General features: G+C 62.6%; 22 protein-coding genes. 10 read left to right on the top strand and 12 right to left on the bottom strand.

Annotation, left to right across the window (positions count from 1 at the left end; translation table 11 throughout):
- Positions 1–8: 8 nt before the first annotated feature.
- Positions 9–1817, bottom strand: a complete 1809-nt coding sequence (locus C5F53_RS16175; protein WP_236635403.1) for a DUF1800 family protein — start codon at positions 1815–1817, stop codon at positions 9–11.
- A gap of 82 nt (positions 1818–1899) precedes the next feature.
- Here C5F53_RS16175 and C5F53_RS16170 point away from each other — a divergent pair, with 82 nt between their 5' ends.
- A complete protein-coding gene (locus tag C5F53_RS16170; RefSeq protein ID WP_105262426.1) occupies positions 1900–4485 on the top strand; it encodes an FtsX-like permease family protein in 2586 nt (861 codons plus the stop codon).
- Positions 4486–4513: 28 nt separating this feature from the next.
- On the opposite strand, the gene C5F53_RS16165 is transcribed toward C5F53_RS16170, so the two are convergent.
- The 4 genes from C5F53_RS16165 to C5F53_RS16150 are packed head-to-tail and all read right to left on the bottom strand — an operon-like array spanning position 4514 to position 7906.
- Positions 4514–5545 carry a TRAP transporter substrate-binding protein gene (locus tag C5F53_RS16165; RefSeq protein WP_105262425.1) on the bottom strand — a complete coding sequence of 344 codons (1032 nt, stop codon included), beginning with the start codon at positions 5543–5545 and terminating at the stop codon, positions 4514–4516.
- 48 nt (positions 5546–5593) lie between these two features.
- The gene (locus C5F53_RS16160; protein ID WP_105262424.1) at positions 5594–6886 is read right to left on the bottom strand and encodes a TRAP transporter large permease; all 1293 of its coding nucleotides are present in this window, start codon (positions 6884–6886) and stop codon (positions 5594–5596) included.
- A 4-nt stretch (positions 6887–6890) separates the two neighbouring features.
- Complete coding sequence (locus C5F53_RS16155) at positions 6891–7406, bottom strand: TRAP transporter small permease (protein ID WP_105262423.1); 516 nt, start codon at positions 7404–7406, stop codon at positions 6891–6893.
- Positions 7403–7906, bottom strand: a complete 504-nt coding sequence (locus tag C5F53_RS16150) for a gluconokinase (RefSeq protein WP_236635402.1) — start codon at positions 7904–7906, stop codon at positions 7403–7405. The genes C5F53_RS16155 and C5F53_RS16150 overlap by 4 nt, the downstream gene beginning before the upstream one ends.
- 178 nt (positions 7907–8084) lie before the next feature.
- Here C5F53_RS16150 and C5F53_RS16145 point away from each other — a divergent pair, with 178 nt between their 5' ends.
- Positions 8085–9107 (top strand): LacI family DNA-binding transcriptional regulator, encoded by a 1023-nt coding sequence (locus C5F53_RS16145; protein ID WP_105262422.1) that lies wholly within the window; start codon positions 8085–8087, stop codon positions 9105–9107.
- Between the two features lie 4 nt (positions 9108–9111).
- On the opposite strand, the gene C5F53_RS16140 is transcribed toward C5F53_RS16145, so the two are convergent.
- Positions 9112–9645, bottom strand: a complete 534-nt coding sequence (locus C5F53_RS16140) for a DUF2917 domain-containing protein (protein WP_105262421.1) — start codon at positions 9643–9645, stop codon at positions 9112–9114.
- 113 nt (positions 9646–9758) lie between these two features.
- Here C5F53_RS16140 and C5F53_RS16135 point away from each other — a divergent pair, with 113 nt between their 5' ends.
- The 8 genes from C5F53_RS16135 to C5F53_RS16100 all read left to right on the top strand — a co-directional run bounded on the left by C5F53_RS16135 (position 9759) and on the right by C5F53_RS16100 (position 17483).
- Complete coding sequence (locus tag C5F53_RS16135) at positions 9759–10760, top strand: LysR substrate-binding domain-containing protein (protein ID WP_105262420.1); 1002 nt, start codon at positions 9759–9761, stop codon at positions 10758–10760.
- Between the two features lie 59 nt (positions 10761–10819).
- Positions 10820–11395, top strand: a complete 576-nt coding sequence (locus C5F53_RS16130) for an SH3 domain-containing protein (RefSeq protein WP_161499953.1) — start codon at positions 10820–10822, stop codon at positions 11393–11395.
- Positions 11392–12312 (top strand): M48 family metalloprotease, encoded by a 921-nt coding sequence (locus C5F53_RS16125; RefSeq protein ID WP_105262418.1) that lies wholly within the window; start codon positions 11392–11394, stop codon positions 12310–12312. Before C5F53_RS16130 ends, C5F53_RS16125 begins: the two co-directional genes overlap by 4 nt.
- 17 nt (positions 12313–12329) lie before the next feature.
- Positions 12330–13418: a lipocalin-like domain-containing protein gene (locus tag C5F53_RS16120; protein WP_105262417.1), complete on the top strand. Its 1089-nt coding sequence runs from the start codon at positions 12330–12332 to the stop codon at positions 13416–13418.
- Between the two features lie 148 nt (positions 13419–13566).
- Entirely contained in the window at positions 13567–15345 is a 1779-nt protein-coding gene (locus C5F53_RS16115; RefSeq protein ID WP_105262416.1) for an ABC transporter transmembrane domain-containing protein, read from the top strand.
- 85 nt (positions 15346–15430) lie between these two features.
- Positions 15431–15628, top strand: coding sequence for a hypothetical protein (locus C5F53_RS16110; RefSeq protein WP_105262415.1), 198 nt, complete (start codon positions 15431–15433; stop codon positions 15626–15628).
- A 21-nt stretch (positions 15629–15649) separates the two neighbouring features.
- Positions 15650–16054 carry a hypothetical protein gene (locus C5F53_RS16105; protein ID WP_105262414.1) on the top strand — a complete coding sequence of 135 codons (405 nt, stop codon included), beginning with the start codon at positions 15650–15652 and terminating at the stop codon, positions 16052–16054.
- 103 nt (positions 16055–16157) lie between these two features.
- Complete coding sequence (locus C5F53_RS16100) at positions 16158–17483, top strand: Glu/Leu/Phe/Val dehydrogenase (protein ID WP_105262413.1); 1326 nt, start codon at positions 16158–16160, stop codon at positions 17481–17483.
- A gap of 24 nt (positions 17484–17507) precedes the next feature.
- Here the strand turns inward: C5F53_RS16100 and C5F53_RS16095 are convergent, their stop codons facing one another.
- The 6 genes from C5F53_RS16095 to nuoL are packed head-to-tail and all read right to left on the bottom strand — an operon-like array spanning position 17508 to position 23974.
- Positions 17508–17984, bottom strand: coding sequence for a DUF1178 family protein (locus C5F53_RS16095; protein ID WP_105262412.1), 477 nt, complete (start codon positions 17982–17984; stop codon positions 17508–17510).
- Positions 17985–17999: 15 nt separating this feature from the next.
- Positions 18000–18596 (bottom strand): NUDIX domain-containing protein, encoded by a 597-nt coding sequence (locus C5F53_RS16090; RefSeq protein WP_105262411.1) that lies wholly within the window; start codon positions 18594–18596, stop codon positions 18000–18002.
- Positions 18597–18609: 13 nt separating this feature from the next.
- Positions 18610–18912 carry a DUF2818 family protein gene (locus C5F53_RS16085; RefSeq protein WP_105262410.1) on the bottom strand — a complete coding sequence of 101 codons (303 nt, stop codon included), beginning with the start codon at positions 18910–18912 and terminating at the stop codon, positions 18610–18612.
- Between the two features lie 43 nt (positions 18913–18955).
- Positions 18956–20443, bottom strand: a complete 1488-nt coding sequence (nuoN, locus tag C5F53_RS16080; RefSeq protein WP_105262409.1) for an NADH-quinone oxidoreductase subunit NuoN — start codon at positions 20441–20443, stop codon at positions 18956–18958.
- Between the two features lie 24 nt (positions 20444–20467).
- Positions 20468–21943, bottom strand: a complete 1476-nt coding sequence (locus C5F53_RS16075; RefSeq protein ID WP_105262408.1) for an NADH-quinone oxidoreductase subunit M — start codon at positions 21941–21943, stop codon at positions 20468–20470.
- Between the two features lie 12 nt (positions 21944–21955).
- The gene (gene nuoL / locus C5F53_RS16070) at positions 21956–23974 is read right to left on the bottom strand and encodes an NADH-quinone oxidoreductase subunit L (protein WP_161499952.1); all 2019 of its coding nucleotides are present in this window, start codon (positions 23972–23974) and stop codon (positions 21956–21958) included.

Genomic DNA, 23974 nt, shown 5'->3' with positions numbered 1-23974 from the left:
GTGGGCGCCTATTTCTGAACCAAATACTGGGGTGCGGCCATGGTTAGCAACACGGCGGCGGCTACACGGTCCAGGCGCTTGTCGGGCGGACTCGTTGCGTTGAGTGGTGTCGCGTTGAGAGCGGTGACCATGCGGGCCTGCAGGGCCGCAGGCAACTGGCCCGCGCACAACAAGAGGTTGAGCCGCGCCACCAGAGCCTTGGCGTCATGCGCCAACGTCATCTCAGTGGTGTAGCTGGCCTTGATGTCAAAACCAGCCTTGGGATTTTTAGAGTTGCTCACGTTGTTAGGCAGGTCCGGATCATTGACGTAAATGCCGTTGCGCACCACGCCTTGCAGGTAGTTGATATACCCCGCCACGCTGCTTTCGGTGACGATCTGAAACTCCGGTGCTGACGCACCATTGGCCGCCATTTGTGTGGCCGGTGGCACATAGCCGGGGCGGAAGAAGTTGAACACCGAGGGCGAGCGCAGCGGGCTTTGGCCCAGCTGTGTGGCCGGGTTGCTGAGGTCGCCGATCTTCCAGCTGCCCTGGGCCGAGGCGATGCCAAAGGTGCGCCCCCATTGCACCAGGCGCAGCATGGGCTCGCGCAGGCGGCCAAACTGGGGATTGCTCAGGCCGGCAGGGCTGCGCGCCTCGTCGTCGAGCAGGATGGCGGCAAACACCGCGCGCAAGTCTCCGCGCACGCCTGCACCGTTGTCGGCAAAGACAGCACTCACACGTGCCACATAGGCCGGGCTGGGGTTGCTGGTGACCAGGCGCTGGATCATTTGCTTGCCAAAGAAGGGGCCTACGTTGGGGTGCTGGAACAGCGTGTCCAAGGCTTTCTTGAGCGCATCAGCACCCGATGTTTTGGGCGCAATGGTGGTGCCCAGAAAACGCACCTCCTGCTCCGAATGGCGGTTGGCTGTGAGGGCCATATGTTGTTTGGCAAAGTTGGTGTTGCCGACCTTGCGCTTGCCTTCCGGGTCTATCACCACGGTGACGTTTTGCCGCTGGTCAAAGTCATAACCCGTGAACACGCGGGCCAGCTGCGTCACGTCGCTTTGTGTGTAGGTCTCGAGCCGTTGGCCGTTGGCGCCGGTTTTTTCACTGCCGTCCGGATTCAGTTGCACCAGGCCGATGGTGAACAACTGCATTACTTCGCGCGCGTAGTTTTCGTCGGGCACACGGCCGGTGGCGGCATTTTCTTTCTGGTTGCCCTTGGTGTTGAGGTAGTGGCCCATGGCGGGGTTCAGCGTTACCTCTTCAAGCAGATCGCGGAAGTTGCCCAGCGCGTGGCGCGCCAGCGTGTCCCAGTAGTGCGCCATGGCGTGGCTGCGCCAGGCAAAGTCCAGCCCCGTGAGCGAGACCACAAAAAACTCCGACAGGGCCAATGCCAGCCGTTTGCGCACGGCGTCGGGCGCCGTCATGAGCTGGTTCCAGACCATGTAGTCGCCGGGGTAGAAGTGGTCGAAGTAACGCGTGATGTTGTCAATCTGGCCGTAGCCTCGTGCATTGAGCCAGTCCCAGCCGGTCTGGCCCAGGGGCGCATCAAACTGCTGGGCCAGCCAGTCGGCATAGGTGTGCTGCTGCACGGCGGCGATCTCGGCGTCGGATGCCGAAAACTGCGCTTGCAGCAGAAAGCGCGCGGCTTCTTCGGGTGTGTTCGCACGGCTGTACTGCTGGCCTGGGCGTTGCAAAAGCCGACCACCGGGCGTGGAGCAAGCGGCCAGCAGGCCTGCCACGCCGCTCAGCGCGGCGCGCTGGACCCAGCGTTCCGCGACCGGGTCCGCGGCGGCTTCGGTGGCAAGGGTGTCGCTGTCTTCGTACGTCATCAAACTGTCCCCCTGGCAGCAGATGGCCGCCTCTGCGCGCATGGTACCCACCAGCCATGACGCTTTGCGCTAGTCTCTGGGCATGTTGCTACCTTTGCTTACCACTTTCTCCTGGCAAGAGCTACGCCAGCACCCGTGGCGCAATGCGGCCGCGGTGGTGTCGGTCATGCTGGGGGTGGCGCTAGCGTTTGCGGTGCACCTGATCAACGCCTCAGCGCTGGACGAGTTCTCGCAAGCCGTGCGCTCGGTTGGCGGCCAACCCGACCTGGAGCTGCGCACCGCCGCTGGCAGCGCCAGCAGCGTGGACCTGGCGCTGTGGGGCCGGCTGCTGCACCACCCCGATGTGGCCGTGGCCGCACCGGTGCTGGAGCTCAGCACCTACGCCGTGCACGCGGGCCAGAAAACGCTGCTGCGCGTGGTGGGCGTGGACGCATTGCAGGTGGCCGCCGTGGCGCCAGACCTGTTGCCCCTGCCCGCCGCGGGTGCAGACCGCCTGGCCTTCTTCGCACCCGACGCGGTGTTTCTCAACCCGCTGGCGCGCCAAGCCCTGCCGGGCGCCACGCTGCAACTGCAACACGGCCTGCGCCTGCACACCCTGCAGGTGGCGGGCAGCGTGGCCGCTGGTGGTGCGCCGCTGGCGGTAATGGACATTGCCGCCGTGCAAAGCCTATTTGGCCGCAGCGACCTGAGCCGCGTGGATGTGCGGCTGCGCGCGGGGGGGGACCGCGCGAAGTTTGTGCGCGACGTCACGGGCGCTGCCGATTGGCCGGCCGGTGCCACGCTGCGCCCGCCCGGTGATGCGGTAGAACGCATCAGCAATCTGTCGCGCGCCTACCGGGTGAACCTGACCGTGCTGGCGCTGGTGGCGCTGTTCACGGGTGGCTTTCTCGTGTTTTCGGTATTGGCGCTCAGTGTGGCGCGGCGGGCGCAGCAGTTTGCACTGTTGGGTGTGTTGGGCCTGACCGGCCGGCAGCGGCTGCAACTCGTAATGCTGGAGGCCGGAGCACTGGGCAGTGTGGGTAGCCTATTGGGTCTGGCGCTGGGCAGCGCGCTGGCTGCACTGGCATTGCGCCTGTTGGGCGGTGATCTGGGTGGCGGATTTTTTGCGGGCAGCGCGCCGCCCTTGCAGTGGAGCGGTACAGCCGCGCTGGTGTTTGGCCTGCTGGGTGTGGCCGCCGCTCTGGTGGGCGCCTGGGCGCCAGCCCGGCTGGCACAGCAGTTGCCACCAGCGCAAACGCTCAAAGGTTTGGGCACGCTGGATACGGGCAAGCACCGCGCCTGGCTCGGTGTGGCGCTGCTGGTGGCCGGTGGCCTGCTGGCGCTGCTGCCCCCGGTGTGGGACATCCCGCTGGCGGCGTATTTGAGTGTGGCGTGTTTGCTGCTGGGCGGGATCACCGCCCTGCCCGCCGCCGTGGGTTGGGTGCTGGACGGCGTAGCGCCCTTAGTCGCACGCCGCGCGCTGCCGCTGCTGGCGGTGGAGCGCACGCGCCGCGTGCGCGAAAGTGCCGCGGTGGCCGTGAGCGGTGTGGTGGCCTCGCTAAGCCTGGCGGTGGCGCTGACCGTGATGGTGGCGAGTTTTCGCACTTCGGTCACCGACTGGCTGGACGCGGTGCTGCCCGCGGCTCTGTATGTGCGCACCGCCACCAGCGGCAGCGCGGCCGACACGGCCTACCTGGACCCGGCCTTTGTGCAGGGCGCCGCACAGCTGCCGGGCGTGGAGCGCCTGAGCACCCAGCGCACGCTGTCGCTCACGCTGGACCCGGCCCAACCGGCCATTGCATTGCTGGTGCGCCCGCTGCGCGATGCCCAGACCGGCGCACTGAACCTGCCGCTGGTGGGCAATCCGGTACCGGTGCCCAACGGGCGTGTGGGTGTGTACGTGAGCGAGGCCATGCTGGACTTGTATGGTGCGCGTGTCGGGCAGGATCTACCCGCACTTTCAGCGTCTTTTAGGCCTCCAGCTCCCGTGGATATTGCGCAACCAGCTACTTTTTTTGTAGCAGGTGTGTGGCGCGACTATGCCCGCCAGTTTGGCACCGTGGCCATGGACCCGGCCGACTTTGCGCGCTACAGCGCCGACACGCGGGTCAACGACATCGCCTTCTGGTTGCGCCCGGAAGCCGATGTGCCGCAGGTGCAAGAGCAGCTGCGCACGCTGGCGAATCAGCTAGCCCACACACCCGATGGCGCGGCGGGCAACTTGCTGGAATTTGGCTCGGCCCGCGAGATCCGCGCGACCAGCCTGAAGATTTTCGACCGCAGTTTTGCGGTGACCTACTGGCTGCAGGCGGTGGCCATCGGCATTGGCCTGTTTGGCGTGGCGGCCAGCTTCAGTGCACAGGTGCTGGCGCGGCGCAAGGAGTTTGGCCTGCTGGTGCACCTGGGGCTTACGCGCAAACAGATATTGCGCGTGGTGGCACTGGAAGGTGCGGGCTGGACCACGCTGGGCGCATTGGCCGGCGTGGCGCTGGGCCTGGCCGTGGCCGTGGTGCTGGTGCATGTGGTGAACCCGCAGAGCTTCCACTGGACCATGGAGCTGGCCCTGCCTTGGGGCCGGCTGGCGGCGCTAGTGGCTGCCGTCGTGGTGGCAGGAACCACAACGGCCTGGCTGTCAGGCCGGGCCGCTGCGGGGCGCGATGCGGTGATGGCGGTGAAAGAGGACTGGTAAGCCCCGCTTCGCCACCACACGGCTGCGCTTACTTCTTGGCGCGAATCTTCACCAGCTCGGCCTGCGCTTCGTTCCACAGGTCCATGCCAATGTCGGCACCAATCTGGGCGTAGACGCGGGTCAGCTTGTCGCGCATGCGGGCCGACTCGGCGGGCGACAGCTCGTTGACCTGCATGCCTTTGGCCTTGAGGTCAGCCACGGCGCGAGAGGCTTCGTCGCGGGTGTCCTTGCGCTCAAAGTCGCGACTCAGCTTGGCGGCGTCGCTCAAGATTTTTTGCTCGTCTTTGGACAGTTGGTCCCACCACTTCTTGCTGACCAGCACAATCCAGGGGCTGTACACGTGGTTGGTCACCGTCATGTACTTTTGCACTTCGTAAAACTTGCTGGATAGGATGGTGTTGAACGGGTTTTCCTGGCCGTCCACGGTGTTGGTTTCCAGCGCGCTGAACAGTTCTGAGAACGCCATGGGCACGGCATTGGCGCCCAGGGTCTTGAAGCTGTTGAGGAACACGTTGTTCTGCATCACGCGCAGCTTGATGCCATCCAGGTCCTCCACCTTGTTGATGGCGCGTTTGCTGTTGGTCAGGTTGCGAAAACCATTCTCCCAATAGGCCAGGCCGACCAGGCCCTTGTCCTGCAGCTTGGCGCGGATCTTGTCGCCAATCGGGCCGTCCAAAAGTGCATCGGCTTCCTTGGCGTTGCTGATCAAAAAGGGCGTGTCCCACAGCGCCATCTCTTTGGTGATGCCCACCAGCGTGGCCGTCGAGCCGACCATCATTTCCTGCGCGCCACCAATCAGTGAGTTCTGCATCTGCACATCGGGGCCCAATGCGGAGGCGCCAATGGTGCGCACCTTCATCTTGCCGCCGGAGGCTTTTTCCACGGCCTCGGCAAACACCTTGGACGCACGGCCCTGGTTGCTTTGTTCGTTGAGGCCGTAGCCAAAACGGATCAGGCGCGGTTTGATGTCTTGGGCCAGCGCGGGCAGCGCAGCGCTGAACACGGCGGCACCGGCCACGGCCAGTACGGCGCGGCGGATGAGGGTGGTGGAAGTCTTCATGGAATGTCTCCTGGGTAGATGTTGTTGTGGAAGAAAACGGGACGGAACTCAACGCATCCACGCCACGGGCGCGGTCACGATTTGCGGAAATAGGACAAACAGGAACAGGATCAGCGTGTAGGTGATGAGGAAGGGATTCACGCCCTTGATCACCTGGTGCAGCGGCAGCCGGCCCACCCCGGCCACCACATTGAGCACCGTACCCACGGGTGGCGTGATGAGGCCAATGGCGCCGTTGAGCACAAACATCAGGCCGAAGTAGACCGGGTCGATGCCGGCTTTCACGGCGATGGGCAGCATCACCGGTGCAAAGATCAGGATGGTGGGAGTGAGGTCCAGCGCAGTGCCCACCAGAATCAGGACCAGCATCATCACCACCATCAAGAGGCGTGGGCTCTCCACCAGCGGGCCCAGCCAGCCAGTCAGCGTGGCAGGCAGATCGGCCAGCGTGATCATGTAGCTGGCCACTTGCGCGCCGGCACACAAGAACATCACGATGGCCGTGGTCTTGGCGGCCCGCACCAGCACGCCGTACACCGCGGGCACCTTCATCTCACGGTGGATGAACAAGGCCACCACCAGTGCATAAAACGCAGCAACCACTGCGGCCTCGGTGGGGGTGAACACCCCGCTCTTCATGCCGCCGATGATGATCAGCGGCATCAGCAGCGCCCAAAACGCTTTGCGCGTGGCCTGCAGGCGCTCGCGCAGCGGTAGCGGTTGGCCTTCTGGCAAATCCATGTCGCGCAACACCAGCTTCCAGGCCACGATGAGGCCCGCGCCCATGATGAGACCCGGCACGATGCCCGAGAGAAACAGCGCCGAGATGGAGGTGTTGGTGGTCACGCCATAGATCACAAACGGCATGCTGGGCGGGATGATGGGCGCAATGATGCCGCCCGAGGCGATCAACCCGGCCGAGGTGTGCATGGGGTAGCCCTGCTGGCGCATCATGGGCATGAGGATGGTGGCCAACGCCGCGGTATCGGCCAGGGCCGAACCACTCATGCTGGCCATGAGCACCGCAGCCCCAATGGCCACAAAACCCAGACCGCCTTTGATATGCCCCACCCAAGCCTGCGCCATGGTGATGATGCGCCGGCTGATGCCACCGCTGTTCATCAGCTCACCCGCCAGAATGAAGAAAGGCACGGCCAGCAGCGGAAAGCTGTCCACCCCGGCCACCAGGTTCTGGGCCAACAACTGCGTGTCCCAAAAGTCCAGCACCCAGGCCATGGCAGCACCAGTGAGCACCAGCGACAAGGCCATGTTCATACCAATGCCCATGAGCGCCAGCATGCCGACGCAAAAGACGATAAAAGCGAGTGCTTCGTTACTCATGGCCCTACTCCACTTCTGCGCTGTGACCGAGGTCCAGCGGCGTGCGTTGTATGAGTTCCCACAGGGCCATGGCGCCAATCGCCGTAGCGCACAACAGGGCCGGCAAGGGCAGCAATGCGGTGGGGTAAGCCATCACCACGGAATAACTGTCCAGCCCCACCACCACCTGCTGCCAGGCACCACGCCCCAGCAACACACAGGCCAGCAGCACCAGCAGGCGGATCACCACAGTCATCACAGCCAGCGCCCGCGGCCTCTTTTGCAACATGGCCACTAGGCTGGTAAACGCCATGTGCTCGCCCGCCGGGTAGGCCGCGGTGGCACCAATGAATACCATCCAAACGAACAAGAGGCGCGACAGCTCTTCGCTGGCAGCCACACCGCTGCCAAAGCCGTAACGCAGCACCACGTTCACAAACACGGACACGGCCATCACACCCAGACACAGCGCCATGAGTCCATGGGTCAGGTGGACAAATTTGCTGGGTGTTGTTGCCGGGTCTTTCACGGGTTGCGTCATGCGGGCTCCTGGGTATCGGCCAGCCACTCAGTCGTGGCGGTCTGCAACTGGGCCAGCGGACGCATGGCATCCAGGCGCAGCACACCGGCCTCGCCCACCGGGGATTCCAGCGTGGCGAACTGGTTGTCCACCAAGCTGGTGGAAAAGAAATGTGATGCACGCGCGCCCACACGGGCTTGCGCATCTGCCTTGCCAATCTCGAGAAACACAAAGCGCAAACCTGGCGCTGCCTGGCGCAGGCGATCGCGGTAGGCTCGTTTGAGGGCTGAACAGGTGACCACCGCGCCACCGGGCCGGGCCTGCAGCTGGGCACCCAGGGTGGCCAGCCAGTCCGCACGGTCGGCATCGGTCAGGGCAATGCCGCGGGCCATTTTGTCGCGGTTGGCCGGGCTGTGGTGGTCGTCACCCTCCACCAGCGGCAGGCCGGTGGCTTGCGCCACGGCCTCACCCAGGCTGGACTTGCCACAGCCAGAGACGCCCATGATGACAATGGAATGCATAAACTTTGTGAATTGGATAGCGCTATCCAAAAATAATCAAAAAATGACGCCTGACAGATTGCAGCTCCATTCCCTGAGGGAAATTCCTGCTTAGGGGTTTGCCTGCTGCCTGTCAAACGTCGGATAGCGCTATCCTATGCGAAGATATTTACATGCCATTCAGTAGTTTCCCTAGTCCATGACCGCCTCCACCCGCCCCCGTGCCACCGGCCGCGTCACGCTGGCCGACGTGGCGCATCTGGCTGGGGTCAGCCCCATCACCGTGTCGCGCGCGCTGCGCGGTGAGCGGGCCGTGGCGGCCGAACTGGTGGCCAAAGTGCAGGCCGCGGCTGACACACTGGGTTATGTGCCCAACCCGGCGGCACGCGCGCTGGCCTCCGGCCAGAGCAGCCATGTGGCGGTGCTGATCCCCATGTTGTCGAACGCCTTGTTTGTGGATGTGCTGGAAGCCCTACAACAAACCCTGCGCCAGGCCGGTTACCAAACGCTAATCGGTATCACCCACTACGACCCCAGCGAGGAAGAAAGCCTGCTGCGCGAGCAATTGCTGCACCGTCCGGCCGGGCTCATCGTGACCGGGCTGGAACGCAACGAAGCCACGCGCAGCCTGATTGCCCAAAGCGGTGTGCCCTGTGTGCACCTGATGACGGCGCAGGCCCCCGAAGGCGCCTACTGTGTGGGTTTTTCTCAGCGCGATGCGGGCCACGACCTGACCCGCCACCTGCTGGACCAGGGCCACCAGCGCATTGCGTTTGCCGCCGCCCAGCTGGACCCGCGCACCCTGCAGCGCCTGGAAGGCTGGCGCCAGGCCCTGCAGGCCGCAGGCCGCTACGACGCGACGCTGGAGTGGCTGAATCCGGCGGCCTCTTCGCTGTCATTGGGGGCGCGCATGTTTGAACAAATCATCGGCCAACAGCCTCCCGTGGATGCGATTTTTTTCTGCAACGACGACTTGGCCCAGGGTGCGCTGCTGGCCGCGTTGCGTTTGGGAGTGGCGGTGCCGCAGCGCGTGGCGATTGCGGGCTTTAACGACCTGACCGGCAGCGACCAGATGCTGCCGCCGCTGACCACGGTGCGTACCCCCCGTGCCGAAATCGGCCAAGCCGCGGGGCAGATGCTGGTGGCGCTGATGCAAGGGGAAACTGTCGCGTCGCCTTGCATCAATCTGGGCTACACCTTGCAACTGCGAGACAGCGCCTAAACCATTAAGGGGCGTTGGATTCCAGCCCGCGCAGCACGCGGCCGCGGCCGGCGGTCAGGAAATCGGTGTAACCCGCCAAACCACCCAGCAGGCGCCACAGCGCGCGCACCACCAGGGCCAGGCCGTGCCCGATGTCACGCGCCGGCTCCACCACATTGGTTTGCCACCGCGTCGCCAGGCAAGCCTGCGGCTGCGCCACCCATTGCAACTGAATCCCGTCCTGCCCTTTGTACGGCCACGCTTCCACCACCACACGCTGCCCGGCGCGCAACTGCAAGTCATGGCCCAACGCCACAAAATGGTCACCGGTTTCCAGCAGCGGGGTGTTGCGGGACACATCTACCGTCGCCCAAGCACGGCCCGACACCACACGCAACACGCCGGCCGTGCGCGGACGCAGGGTGATAGCCTTGCCCTTGGCCAGCACCCAGGGGGCATCGGTGGACAAGGAGAACACGCCGTACTGGAGGTCAGCGGCGGGTTGTTGAAGCTGGGACGATAGTGGGGACTGTTGTAGCGAGGGACTTTGGGCTTGCATGGTGGACTCCGTTTAGGTGGTTGGGCAATGAATGATCGCGCCACGCTGCACCACCGTCCAATGAAATCGGGCTATGCTATTCATTCCATTCCCGCATCAATCGGTTTTCTGCCATGTCCAACACTGCCCCCTCCAGCACCGAAATCCGCCTGCGCACCCGGCCGATTGCCGTGGGCCACCTGCGTGCCCTGGAGGCAGTGGCCCGTCACTTGAATTTTCGGGCGGCCGCCGAGGAGCTGTCGCTGACGCAAAGCGCGGTGAGCCGCCAGGTGCAGTCGCTGGAGGAAGAGGTAGGCGTGCCCCTGTTTTTGCGCCACACACGCGCCGTGGAACTGACCAGCGCAGGCGCCCAATTGTTGCGTGCCGTGGTGCCTTCGCTGGAGCGGGTGGACAGCGCGGTGCGGCTGATCCGCCGTACCGCCGGGCGCAAGAGTGTGGCCATTTCCACCTGGGCGTCATTCGCCTCCATGTGGCTGATCCCGCGGCTCGAAGCCTTCCAGGCCGAGTACCCCGACATTGACATCCGGCTGGACGCCACCGACAACCCGGTGGACTTGGACACCAGCGATGTGGACCTGGCCATCCGTTACACCCGCCCCGGCAACGCGGGGCCCGATGCGGTGCGCCTGTTTGGTGAACAGCTCACACCCGTGGCCAGCCCCTGGTTGCTCAAAAGCGGCCCACCACTGCGCAAGGCCGCCGACCTCAACCGCTTTGCGCTGCTGGAGGCCAGCGACAGCCACCGCCACCAGAACCTGGAATGGTTGACCTGGCGGCGCTGGCTGGACGGCAACGACCTGCCCAAGCTGGAACCCAAGCGCTGGATGTATTTCAACTACGCCCACCAGATCGTGCAGGCCGCCCTCACCGGCCAGGGCGTGGCACTGGCGCGCATGCCGCTGGTGGCCGACAGCCTGGCCAGCGGTGACCTGGTGGAGGTGCTGCCCAATGGCCGCATCGACACGCCACTGGTGTACTTTTTGATTGTGGGCCCGCGCAGCCGTACTCGACCGGAGATTCAGGCCTTTTGTGCCTGGTTGATGGCGCAGGCCGCTGTCACCCGCAAGGCCATTGGTGAGGAGCCAGACCCTGAAACCCAGGCCCACCCGGACTGAGTGCCTGTTTGCGATCTCGGGCATTGCCGCGTTGCAGCCCTTCCCTGACAATGGCATCCATGCGTAAACCCCTCACCCTTACCCTGCTGGCCTTGGCGCTGCTAGGCAGTCTTGCGGCCCAGGCCCAGGAGGCGCTGGTCACCAAGCGCCAGACCACGCTGCGCGAAGGCCCGACCGAAAGCGCCGCCGCCATCGCCACGCTGCCGGCCCAAACCGCCCTGACGCGCCAGCCCACCCGCCAGGGCGCCTGGGTGCAGGTCAAAACAGCGGCCGGTGCCAGCGGCTGGATCCACTTGTTTGACGTGGGCACCGCTACCGAGCAAGGCAGTGTGGCCAGTGCCGCCACCGGAGCCCTGCGCGGCCTGTCCAACCTGTTCAGCCGTGGCAGCGCGCAAAACCAGAACACCAGCGGCACCACCGCCACCGTAGGCATACGCGGCCTGGGGGCCGAAGACATTGCCAACGCTCAACCCAACTTGGCGGCGCTAGCCCAGGCCGAGGGGCTACGCCAGGACGCAACCCAGGCCAAACGTTTTGCCGCTGATGCCAGCCTGAGCCCGCAAGCCGTGGAGCCCCTGCCCGTGCCCGCGCCCCCCACCCCGGTGAATGCCCCCTCCTCAGGATATTCCCAATGAAGCGCCCCCTGATCGCCCTGAGCCTGGCTGCTGTCTGCTGCGCCACGCTGCCCTTGTCTGCCCAGGCACAGGACCCCGGCAAGATGCTGGGTGGCCTGCTGCAAAACATGCTCAAACCCAATGTGGCTAGCAACAACAGCGCCCCCGCTGCCGCTGCCAACAGCAGTGATTTGGTGGGCTTGCTGTCGCAGTCCATGGAGCAGATCGACGAGCCCAAAGAAATCGAGATGGGCCGCCAGCTCTCGGCCGTGCTGCTGGGCGCCAAACCCCTGCACAAAGACGTGGCACTGCAGCGTTATGTGAACCGCCTGGGCCGCTGGATCAGCCTGCAGTCCGAGCGCCCCAACCTGCCCTGGACCTTTGCCGTGCTGGACGACGCGGGCTACAACGCCTTTGCCGCGCCGGGTGGGTATGTGTTTGTGACCAAGGGACTGGTGGACTCCGTAGCCGACGAGTCGGAACTGGCCGGCATCCTGGCGCATGAGATTCACCACGTGATTGCCAAACATCACCTGGCCGCGCTGCGCAAATCCGCGCAGACCGGTTTGCTGACCCGCGCCATTGCCTCGCAACTCGGCAACAACGCCCAAGGTGCGCTGTCGGCCCAGCTGCTGGCGCTGGGACGTGAGGTGTATTCCAAGGGTCTGGACCAGGGCGATGAGTTTGACGCCGACCGCAGCGGTGTGGCCCTGGCCGCGCGCGCGGGCTTTGACCCCTATGGCCTGGTAGCCGTGTTGCAACAATTGCGCACCGCCAAGCCCGACAATCCCGTGTTCACCCTGGCGCTGAGCACCCACCCCGCCACGCAGGTGCGGCTCGACCAGTTGGAGGCAGCCATGGGCCAGCGCCTGGACGCACTGTCCGGCAAACCCTCGCCCACCGTGGCACAGCGCCTGGCGCGCGCGGGTAACCGCTGAGCGCGGGCCGCCCCGCCATGCTCCAGCGGCGCGCCGCCTTGGCCGTACCGCTGCTGGCCGGCTTGCTGCCCACAGCCTGGGCGCTCCCCGCCAAACGCCTTGCGTTTCCGCGCGATGCGGGCAGTCACAACGACTTTGCCACCGAGTGGTGGTACCTCACGGGCTACGCCCATGTGGCGGGCCAGGCTGCGGCGCTGGGCTTTCAGGTCACGTTTTTTCGCAGCCGCGTCGCCAGCACCCAAGCCATGCCGTCGCGTCTGGCGGCCAAACAGCTGCTGTTTGCCCATGCCGCCGTCACCGACGTGGCGGGCAAGAAACTTTGGCACGACCAGCGCATTGCGCGTTGGTCTGGCGAGCCCGCGGGCAGCAACCCGGCGGATACGGCATCCGCCAGCCTGCAGGACACCGGTGTGCGGCTGCGCGACTGGTCCTTGCAGCGACAGGGCGCAGACCTGCAGGCGCAGATTCCTGCGGGTGACTTTGCGCTCAACCTAAATTTCAAAGCTACCCAGCCGGTGCTGCTGCAGGGGAAAGACGGCCTGTCCCGCAAGGGGCCGGAAGCAAAACAGGCAAGTTATTACTACAGCCAGCCGCAGCTGCAGGTGAGCGGCAGCATCGCGCTGCAGGGTCAGACGCGCATGCTGGAGACCGGCAGCACCGCCTGGCTGGACCATGAATGGAGCCAGGAGGTACTGCACCCACAAGCCCAGGGCTGGGACTGGATCGGCATCAACCTGTTCGACGGCAGCGCGCTTACCGCGTTTCAGCTGCGCGACCGCCAAGGTGGCGTGTTGTGGGACGGTGGCTCCTTCCGCAGCGCGGCAGGGGTGCGCTACGCGTTCTCGCGCGGTGAAGTGCTGTTCAAACCCGTGCGCAGCTGGCGCAGCCCGCTAAGCCGCGCCAGCTACCCCGTGGAATGGGTGGTGCGCACCCCGGCCGACTACTACACGGTCAAGGCTGTCATCGACAACCAGGAGCTCGACAGCCGCAGCTCCACCGGCGCCATCTACTGGGAAGGCCTGAGCGAAGTCTGGGACAGCAACGGCAAATTGGTCGGGCGCGGTTACCTGGAGATGACGGGCTATGCGGCAGCGCTAAAACTCTGACACCGCTGCAACAAACCGCAACAAACCGAAAACTTGATGCTACAAATTCAGTAGCTGCTCGCGCAATAATCACGGGCGCTAGAGGCATATTTGGTTATATTTCTCGGCCCACCTTGCCTCCACCGCCCTCGCCCCCACCTAGGCTGCCATGAACTCTTCCGACCGCCCCAAAGCCACCAACCCCAAATCTCTCTCTGGCCTGCTGCCGTTTTTGCGGCCCTACCGGGGCCGGATTGGCATGGCGCTGGTGTTTCTGGTGCTGGCGGCGGGCGCCACACTCGCGTTTCCGCTGGCGCTGCGCAGCCTGATTGACGGCGGGCTGGTGCAAGCCGACAAGGGCGCGCAGGTGATGGCGCTGCGCGAGCACTTTGCGGCGCTGTTCGCGGTGGCCGTCGCCTTGGGCCTGTTTTCAGCGGCGCGCTTTTACATGGTGAGTTGGCTGGGTGAGCGCGTGACTGCCGACCTGCGCAACGCGGTCTACAGCCATGTGCTCAAGCAAAGCCCCGAGTTTTTTGAAACCACACAAACCGGTGAGGTGCTCTCGCGCCTGTCGGCCGACACCACGCTGGTGCAAACCGTGGTGGGCTCGTCGCTCAGCATGGGGCTACGCAACGCGGTGATGGGTATTGGCGCCCTGGGTGTGCTGGTGTGGACCAACCCGGTGGTGATGCTGCAGGTGCTGGTGGTGCTGGTTTTGGTGGTGCTGCCCAGCCTGTGGTTTGGCCGGCGTGTGCGCAAGCTCTCCCGTGCATCACAAGACCGCATTGCCGACTCCAGCGCGATTGCCGCCGAGGTGCTGAACGCCATCCCCGTGGTGCAAAGCTACACCGCCGAGGGGCGCGAGACCGCGCGTTTTGTCACCTCCACCGACAACGCCTTCGAGACCGCCACCAAACGCAGCCTGATGCGTTCGATGCTGGTCGCCTTCATCATCATCGCCACCAGTGCGGCACTGCTGTGGGGCCTGTACCAGGGCACGCAGGCCGTGGCCGAAGGCCGCATCACGGCCGGCCACCTGGGCCAGACCGTGGTCTACGTGATCATCCTGGCCAGCGCGTTTGCGGTGCTGGGCGAGGTGTATGGCGACCTGCTGCGTGCCGCCGGTGCCACCGAGCGCCTGATGGAGCTGCTGGGCACCCAGTCACCCATCACTTCACCCTCAAAACCACTGCTAGCCCCCATGCCCACTGCGGGAAGCGCTATCAAATTTGAAGCGATTGATTTCCACTACCCCTCGCGCCCCTTGCAGCCTGCACTGCACAACTTCAGCCTGGATGTGCAGCCCGGCCAGACCGTGGCCATCGTCGGGCCCAGCGGGGCGGGCAAGAGCACGGTGTTCCAGCTGCTGCTGCGTTACTACGACCCGCAAAGCGGCGGCATTGTGCTGGACGGCGTGGGCACGCGCGACATGGCGCTGGACGCACTGCGCCAGCGCGTGGGCATCGTGCCACAGGACGCGGTGATCTTCTCCAGCAGCGCGCTGGAAAACATCCGCTACGGCAAGCCGGATGCCACTGACGCTGAAGTGAAGGCCGCAGCACAAGCTGCATTCGCGCACGAGTTCATCAGCGCCCTGCCTCAGGGCTACGACACCTTTCTGGGCGAGCGCGGTGTGCGCCTGTCGGGCGGTCAGCGCCAGCGCATTGCCATAGCGCGCGCTATGCTGAAAAACCCGCCGCTGCTGCTGCTGGACGAAGCCACTAGCGCGCTGGACGCCGAGAGCGAGCGCATGGTGCAGGCCGCACTCGAATCGGCCATGCGCGACCGCACCACGCTGGTCATCGCGCACCGCCTTGCCACGGTGCAAAAGGCCGACCTGATCGTGGTGCTGGACCACGGCAAGCTGGTGGAACAGGGCACACACGCCGAGCTAGTGGCACGCGGCGGCGTGTACGCCGGGCTGGCGGCGCTGCAATTTAACGCCTGAGCTAGCAGAAACGCAGCTGTGTAAAGCATTGAAATGCGGGAGTGAAGTACCTAAAATCAAGGCATTCAACCCCCTGGAGACTCGTATGGACGTCAGCAAAGCCAAGCCGCAGCAGGTGCAACAGGCCCAAGCCACCAAACGCACCCAGGAAGTGCGGGAAACACAGCAGCGCGAGCTGCAGGCCAAGGCGGCCGAACCCAAAAAGACCGAAGAGCCCAAACCCCAACCGGTGGTCAACACCCAAGGCCAAACCACCGGCCGCCTGCTCAACGTCACAGCCTGACCTGCCACCGGAGCTGCGGCCATGGTCGCCATCACAGCCACCAACTCGGCATCGCCTTCTCTGCAGGCGACGCTGAGCAAGACGCGCATCGAGCAGGCACGGCGCGAAGCCGACTCTGCCGAAGCGCGGGCCAGCGACCTGCGTGCACAGGCCGACGAAGCCGAGCGTGAGGCCCAGGACCGCAACCAGACAGCCCGCAAGCTGAGCACCGCCAGTACCAACAGCGACAGCACCTACGACAGCGCCCTGCGCCAGCAGAAAAGCGAAGTGCCACCGGCGACCCAGAACTTTCTGGAGCGCATGTACACCGCGGTCAGCCCCAAGTTTGCCGCCAGCGGCAACGCCCTCAAAACCGACAGCGACACGGCGCCCGTGGTGAACAGCCAAGGACAGGCAACCGGACGCATCCTGGACGTCAGCGCCTAGCTCGTTATTAATTTTTTGCATAGTTTGCAAATGAAGTGGCCTTGGACAGGTCGCCATGGCAAGCCTACATTGCGGGCCATGACGACAACCACAAGGAGCATTCATGTCGCAACACCACGCTAACCCGGCGTCCCCCGCGCACCCCGCAGCCACCACCCATGCGCTGCCCTCTTACCTGCAGGCCGACCACCTCGGCCCCTGGGGCATTTACCTGCAACAGGTCGACCGCGTCACGCCCTACCTGGGCCACTTGGCACGTTGGGCCGAAACGCTGAAACGCCCCAAGCGTGCGCTGATCGTGGATGTGCCGATCCAGCTGGACAACGGCACCGTGGCCCACTTCGAAGGCTACCGCGTGCAGCACAACACCTCACGCGGCCCCGGCAAGGGCGGTGTGCGTTTTCACCAGGACGTGACCCTGTCTGAAGTGATGGCGCTGTCAGCCTGGATGTCGATCAAAAACGCGGCGGTGAACGTGCCCTACGGCGGCGCCAAGGGCGGTATCCGCGTCGATCCCAAGACCCTGTCACGCGGTGAATTGGAGCGCCTGACGCGCCGCTACACCAGCGAGATCGGCATCATCATCGGCCCCACCAAAGACATCCCGGCGCCCGACGTGAACACCAACGAGCAGATCATGGCCTGGATGATGGACACCTACTCCATGAACGAAGGCGCTACCGCCACCGGCGTGGTGACGGGCAAGCCGATTGACCTGGGTGGCTCACTGGGCCGACGCGAGGCCACGGGCCGCGGCGTGTACACCGTGGGCGTGGAAGCAGCGCAGCACATTGGGCTGGATATTTCCAAAGCACGCGTGGCCGTGCAGGGCTTCGGCAATGTGGGCGGTATCGCCGGCAAGCTGTTTGCCCAAGCGGGGGCCCGTGTGGTGGCCGTGCAGGACCATGGTGGCACCATCTACCAAGAGTCTGGCCTGGATGTACCGGCCCTGCTGGCCCACGTGGCGGCCCATGGCACGGTGGCGGGCTTCACCCCGGCCGAGACCATTACCAACGATACCTTCTGGGATGTGGACTGCGACATCCTGATTCCCGCGGCCCTGGAGCAGCAGATTACCAAGGCCAACGCAGGGCGCATCAAAGCCAAGCTGGTGATCGAAGGCGCCAATGGCCCGACCACGCCCGAGGCAGATGACATTCTGCAAGAACGCAATGTGCTGGTCTTACCCGACGTGATTGCCAACGCGGGTGGTGTGACGGTGAGCTACTTTGAATGGGTGCAGGATTTCTCCAGCTTCTTCTGGAGCGAAGACGAGATCAACGCCCGCCTGGTGCGCATCATGAAAGAAGCCTTTGCCGGCGTCTGGAATGTGGCGCAGGACCATAAGGTGAGTCTGCGCACCGCCACCTTTATCGTGGCCTGCAAGCGCATACTGCATGCGCGGGAACTGCGCGGCTTGTATCCCTGATGCAGGCCAAGGGCTTTTGCAAGCTTATTGCAAAGGCCCTTTCAGTGCTTCGGGTAACAAGAGGGGCATGACTTCAATGCCCTCCTCTACCAACTCTTTGGCTTGCTCCGGGGTGGTTTGCCCGCGTATGTTGCGAACTTCGGCTTCGCCGTAATGCATCTTGCGGGCCTCTTCGGCAAACTGGCCACCTACGTCGGTGGTGTTGGCCACCACATGGCGGGCCACGGCCATCCAGGCGGCAGCGAGAGCCGTCTCCACCTCACCCATGCGCGCAGGCATCGCCGGACTGGCGGATGGTGTGGGCTCTGACTTGGCTGCTGGCGGCTCACGGGCGCCCGACAAGTTCAGCCGCGGCGCGCTGAGTTTTTTCACCACAGTGGGGTCTGCACACACGGGGCACTGCACCAGGCCACGCAGGCACTGTGAAACGAAGTCGTCTTCCGACGCAAACCAGCCTTCAAACAGGTGGTGCTGGCTGCATTGGAGGTCCAGGACTTTCATGGCGGAATGCTGCGCTCAGGCAGACACTGGAGTGGTCCACTCCAGGGGCCAGTCGCCACGCAGTACGTTCTGTACCCAGAGTGCACCGGCCAGGGTTTTGGCATCGGTCACCAGACCTTGCTGGCACCATTGCAGAAATTCGGCGGGGCTGGCGGTCACCACGTCGAGGAACTCCCCGTCATCGAGCTTGCGCTCGCCCAACTGCAAGTCGCGTGCGAACCAAATGTCAATGAATTCGGTGGAATACGAAATGACCGGGTGCATGACGCCGGCCCGGGCCCAGGCGCGTGCGGTGTAACCAGTTTCTTCCAGCAGTTCGCGTTGGGCACAGCGTTGCACACTTTCCCCTGCGTCCAGTTTGCCGGCCGGAAACTCGATCATCACCCGCGCTACGGGGTAACGGTACTGGCGTTCCAGCACCAACTTGACCTCTCCACTGCCATCGTCCAGCAGGGGGATAACCATCACCGCACCGGGGTGCACCACATACTCACGCGTCGCGGGTCGGCCGCTAGGCAGCAACACCTGGTCGCGAAAGGCATGGAGGAAATGGCCTTTGAAAATTTCCTCGCCAGACGTCTTGCGTTCGATGAGGTGGCTGTCGTCTTCCATGGCAGTGCGCGGTTTACCCTGCCCGCTTGAGCAGGTAGCGGTAGACAAAACCGGGGAAGGCAAAGGTGACGAACAGCGCAAAGGTGATGGCATAAAACTCCCACCCCTGTGGGCTGATCTGCCCAGCACGATGCTCAAGACCCAAGCCGACGGCACCGGTCACGGCGTACAGAAACAACAATTCGAGCAAACGCCAGCCAAGCGACTTCTCGGCCGCCAGGCGGTAAAAACCCAGCAGCCGCTCCGTGAAAAAAGGAAGGTTGGCACAGACCAAGGCCAACACAACGACCAAGCCTGCCGCAAAAGAATTCATCATCGGTGATGCGCCAAGGCAATGCCGGAACCAAGCGCCGCAGCGCTTAGCTGCCCAGCATTTGGCGCACAGAATTGGCGCACACGGTCATCAAGCCACTGGGGAAGATACCCAGCAACAACACCAAACCGCCGTTGAGACACAACACCACACGCACATCGGCGGGCGCTGTCACGGGGGCAGTCGTAGTGGGCTCGTCAAAGTACATAACCTTGATGAGGCGCAGGTAGTAGAAGGCGCCGATGAGGGACATCAACACCGCAAACACAGCCAAGGCCAAGTAGAAATTGTCACCCGACGCAATCAGGGCTTGCAACACCGACAGCTTGGCGTAAAAACCCACCATGGGTGGAATGCCAGCCAGAGAGAACAGGCAAATCGCCATGATGGCGGCGTACAGCGGGCTGCGCTGGTTCAGGCCGGCAAAGTCTGCGATTTCTTCACTCTCGAAACCATCGCGTGACAACAGCAAGATCACACCGAAGCTGGCCAAGGTGGTGAGCACATAACTCACCACATAAAACATGGCAGAGCTGTAAGCATTGGCACCAGAGGCGGTGTTGCCGTTCACCACGCCGGACATTAACCCGAGCAGCACAAAGCCCATCTGGGCGATGGTGGAAAACGCCAGCATGCGTTTGATGTTGGTCTGCGCAATGGCAGCCAAGTTACCGATCAGCAAGGAGCCAATCGACAAGACCATCAGCATCTGCTGCCAGTCACCAGCCAGGGGCAACATGCCCTCCACCAGCAGGCGCATGACGATGGCAAAGGCTGCCAATTTGGGCGCACCACCAATCATCAGAGTCACGGCAGTAGGTGCACCCTGGTAGACATCGGGAATCCACATGTGGAAGGGCACCACACCCAGCTTGAACGCCAGGCCGGCCACCAGAAATACCAAGCCAAACACCAGCACCATGTGACGAATCTGGCCCGAAGCAATGGCCTTGAACACTTCGTTCACGTCCAGGGAACCGGTAGCACCGTACAACATGGACATGCCGTACAACAGGAAGCCCGAGGCCATGGCGCCGAGCACGAAGTACTTCATGGCGGCCTCTGTGGCAGCCACATGGTCACGGCGCAGGGCCACCAAGGCGTAGCTGGACAGGGTCAGCAGCTCCAGGCCCATGTAGATGACCAGGAAGTTGTTGCCGGAGATCATGACAAACATGCCGAGCAGCGCAAAAATGCTCAACGTGAACAGCTCACCGCCGCGCAACATGTCGCGCTGGCTGGCGTAAGAGCGCCCGTACACCAACGTCACCATCACCGCCAAGGTGGCAAAACACTTGAGCCAGTTGCCCATGGAGTCGCTGACCACCATGTTACTGAAGGCGTATTGCGTCTGGCCTGTGGAGGCATAAGACGCTTGCAACAAAGCAACTGCCGCCAAAGTGAGCAAGGTAAGCACATGGGTCACACCGCGCAGGGGGGACTTCACCCGCAAATCCACCAGGGCAATGACACACGCCATGATCAGCAAAATGAGCTCTGGCAGTACCGTGATCAAACTGAGTTTGTCTATCATCGTTCGTCTCGCAATTCAGTTGGATCAGTTCAACTTGGACACGGCCACGTGCTTGAGCAGCTCGGCCACAGAAACGTCCATCACATCGGTGAAGGGTTTGGGGTACAGGCCCATGTAGAGCACGGCCACCGCCAAAAGCGTCAGCATGAAAAATTCACGCGCATTGATATCCGAGAGGCCTTTCACGTCGTCATTGGTCACCGGGCCCAGGTAAACGCGTTTGAACATCCACAGCGTGTAGGCTGCACCGAAAATCAGCGCACTGGAGGCGGCAAACCCGATCCAGAAGTTGAATTTGACCGCACCCAAAATCACCATCCATTCGCCCACAAAACCGGCGGTGCCTGGCAAGCCGCAATTGGCCATGGCAAACAACAGGGCAAAGGCTGCGAACTTGGGCATGGTGTTGACCACACCACCATAGCTGGAGATTTCGCGCGAATGCACGCGGTCATACAACACACCAATCGACAGGAACATGGCACCGGACACAAACCCGTGCGCAATCATCTGCACCAGACCACCGGACACACCCAGGTCATTGAAGATGAAGAAGCCCAATGTAACAAAACCCATGTGCGCCACCGACGAATACGCCACCAGCTTCTTCATGTCTTGCTGCACCATGGCCACCAAGCCCACGTAGACCACGGCAATCAGGGACAGCGCCACCATGAAACCACCCCATTCGTGGGCAGCATCGGGCGCAATAGGCATGGAGAAACGCAGAAAGCCGTATGCACCCAACTTCAGCATGATGGCGGCCAGCACGGCAGAGCCGCCGGTAGGCGCTTCCACGTGCACATCGGGCAACCAAGTGTGCACTGGCCACATGGGAACCTTCACGGCGAATGCCGCAAAGAAAGCAAAGAACAACAAAGTCTGCGCCGTGCTTCCCAAAGGCAGTGCGTGCCAGGTGGCGAGGTCAAAGCTGCCACCCGACTTGGTGTACAGATAAATCAAGGCCACCAGCATCAGCAAGGAGCCGAGCAAGGTGTAGAGGAAAAACTTGAACGCCGCGTAGATCTTGTTGGGACCGCCCCAGATACCGATGATGAGGTACATCGGAATCAGTGTGGCTTCGAAGAACACGTAGAACAGCAAGCCATCCAGTGCGGTGAACACACCAATCATGAGTCCACTCAAGATCAGAAAGGCGCCCATGTACTGGTTGACGCGCTGGGTAATGGCCTCCCAGCCTGCAATCACCACCACCACGGTGATGAATGCCGTCAGCGGTACGAACCAGAACGAAATGCCGTCCACACCGAGGTGGTAATTGACATTGAAGCGACTGATCCAGCCCGCTTTCTCCACAAACTGCATGGCCGCGGTCGTGGTGTCAAACTGGCCGTACAGGGGCAAGGTCAGTAGGAAGCTGATCACGGCTCCGACCAAAGCAATCCAGCGAACCACCTTGGCATGTTCATCACGACCGCAGGCCAGCAACACCGCGCCGAAAGCGATGGGAACCCAAATAGCGAGGCTCAACAAACCCATTTTATTTTTCTCCTACTTGAGCCAAACGAAGTACGTCATCAGCACAAAGATGCCAAGGATCATGACCAAGGCATAGTGGTACAAATACCCCGACTGTCCCTTGCGAACGATGGAGGACACCCAGCCCACCAGCTTCCAGGAACCATTCACGACAGTGCCATCAATCACCGCCTGGTCACCCACCTTCCAGAGACCAGTGCCCAACGCACGTGCGCCACGGGCCAAGATGTTTTCGTTGATCCAGTCCAGGTAGTACTTGTTTTCCAACAAGTTGAACAGTGGCATGACGTTACGCTTGATCGCGGTCGGAACCGCGGGGAACACCATGTACATCAGGTAAGACGTCACAACACCTGCCAGCGCCAACCAGAAAGGGGCCGTGGAGAAGGCATGGACCGCCATCTGCAAGGGGCCGTGGAAGATGCCCGCTAGTTCTGCCATTGCACCGTGCTTCTCAGCATTGACAAAAATCACGTCTTTGAAGAAATCGCCAAACAGCATGGGCTGAATCGTCAGATAACCGATCAGGACCGAAGGAATGGCTAGCAACACCAGAGGTACGGTGACGACCCAGGGCGACTCATGCGGATGGTGATGCGCATCCCCGTGGTGACCGTGGTGGTCATCATGGTGTGCGTCAGGGTTCTGGTCAAAACGCTCTTTGCCGTGGAACACCAAGAAGTACATGCGGAACGAATAAAACGCGGTCACGAACACACCCGCCAGCACGGCAAAGTTGGCAAAACCAGCCGCGGGCAATTGGCTGAAATGCACTGCTTCAATGATGCTGTCTTTGGAGTAGAAGCCAGCGAACAGGGGGGTTCCGATCAACGCCAACGAGCCGAGCAAGGAAGTAATCCAGGTAATAGGCATGTACTTACGCAAACCACCCATCCAGCGAATGTCCTGGTTGTGATGCACCCCCATGATCACCGAGCCTGCGCCGAGGAACAGCAAGGCTTTAAAGAACGCATGGGTCATCAGATGAAACACTGCCACCGAGTAGGCGGAGGCACCCAAAGCCACAGTCATGTAACCCAGCTGCGACAGGGTGGAGTAGGCCACCACGCGTTTGATGTCGTTCTGAATAATGCCCAGAAAACCCATGAACAAGGCCGTGATGGAACCGATGACCAAAATGAAGTTCAAGGCTGTGTCACTGAGCTCGAACAATGGCGACATACGGGCCACCATAAAGATACCGGCAGTCACCATCGTTGCAGCGTGAATCAGCGCAGAAATAGGCGTAGGACCCTCCATGGAGTCTGGCAACCAGACATGCAAGGGGAACTGGGCCGATTTGCCCATGGCGCCCACAAACAGGCAAATACAGATCACGGTGACCAGCATCCACTCGGTGCCCGGAAAGCCCAGTTGGGCCAATTCACCAGACTTGGCAAACACCTCGCTGTAATTCAGAGTGCCCCCATACGCCACAATGAGGCCGATACCCAAAATGAAGCCAAAGTCACCCACGCGGTTGACCAGAAAGGCTTTCATATTGGCGAAGATGGCCGTAGGTTTGTTGAACCAGAAACCAATCAGCAGATACGACACCAGACCCACAGCCTCCCAACCGAAGAAAAGTTGCAGCAGGTTGTTGCTCATGACCAGCATAAGCATGGAGAAGGTGAACAGGGAGATATACGAGAAGAAGCGGTTGTAGCCTTCGTCCTCTTCCATATAACCCACGGTGTAGAGGTGCACCATCAGTGAGACGAAGGTCACCACACACATCATCATGGCGGTCAGGCCGTCGACCAGAAAACCGACCTCCATCTTGAGCCCACCCACCACCATCCAGGTGTAGAGGGTCTCGTTGAAGCGGGCACCATCCAAGGCAACCGATTTGAGTGTCGCGGCGGACAGAACAAAAGCCACCAGCACACCGAGGATAGTCAGCGTGTGGCTCAGCTTGCGGCCGATCCAGTTACCACCAAATCGGGTGCCAAAAATACCGGCCAACGCAGACCCCACCAAGGGGGCCAAGGGCACGGCCAACAACGTCGATGCAGAAAGGGTTTGACTCAT

The organism is Rhodoferax sp. TS-BS-61-7, assembly GCF_002943465.1.
GTDB lineage: Bacteria > Pseudomonadota > Gammaproteobacteria > Burkholderiales > Burkholderiaceae_C > Allorhodoferax.
This window is presented reverse-complemented; position numbering and strand designations above follow the sequence as displayed.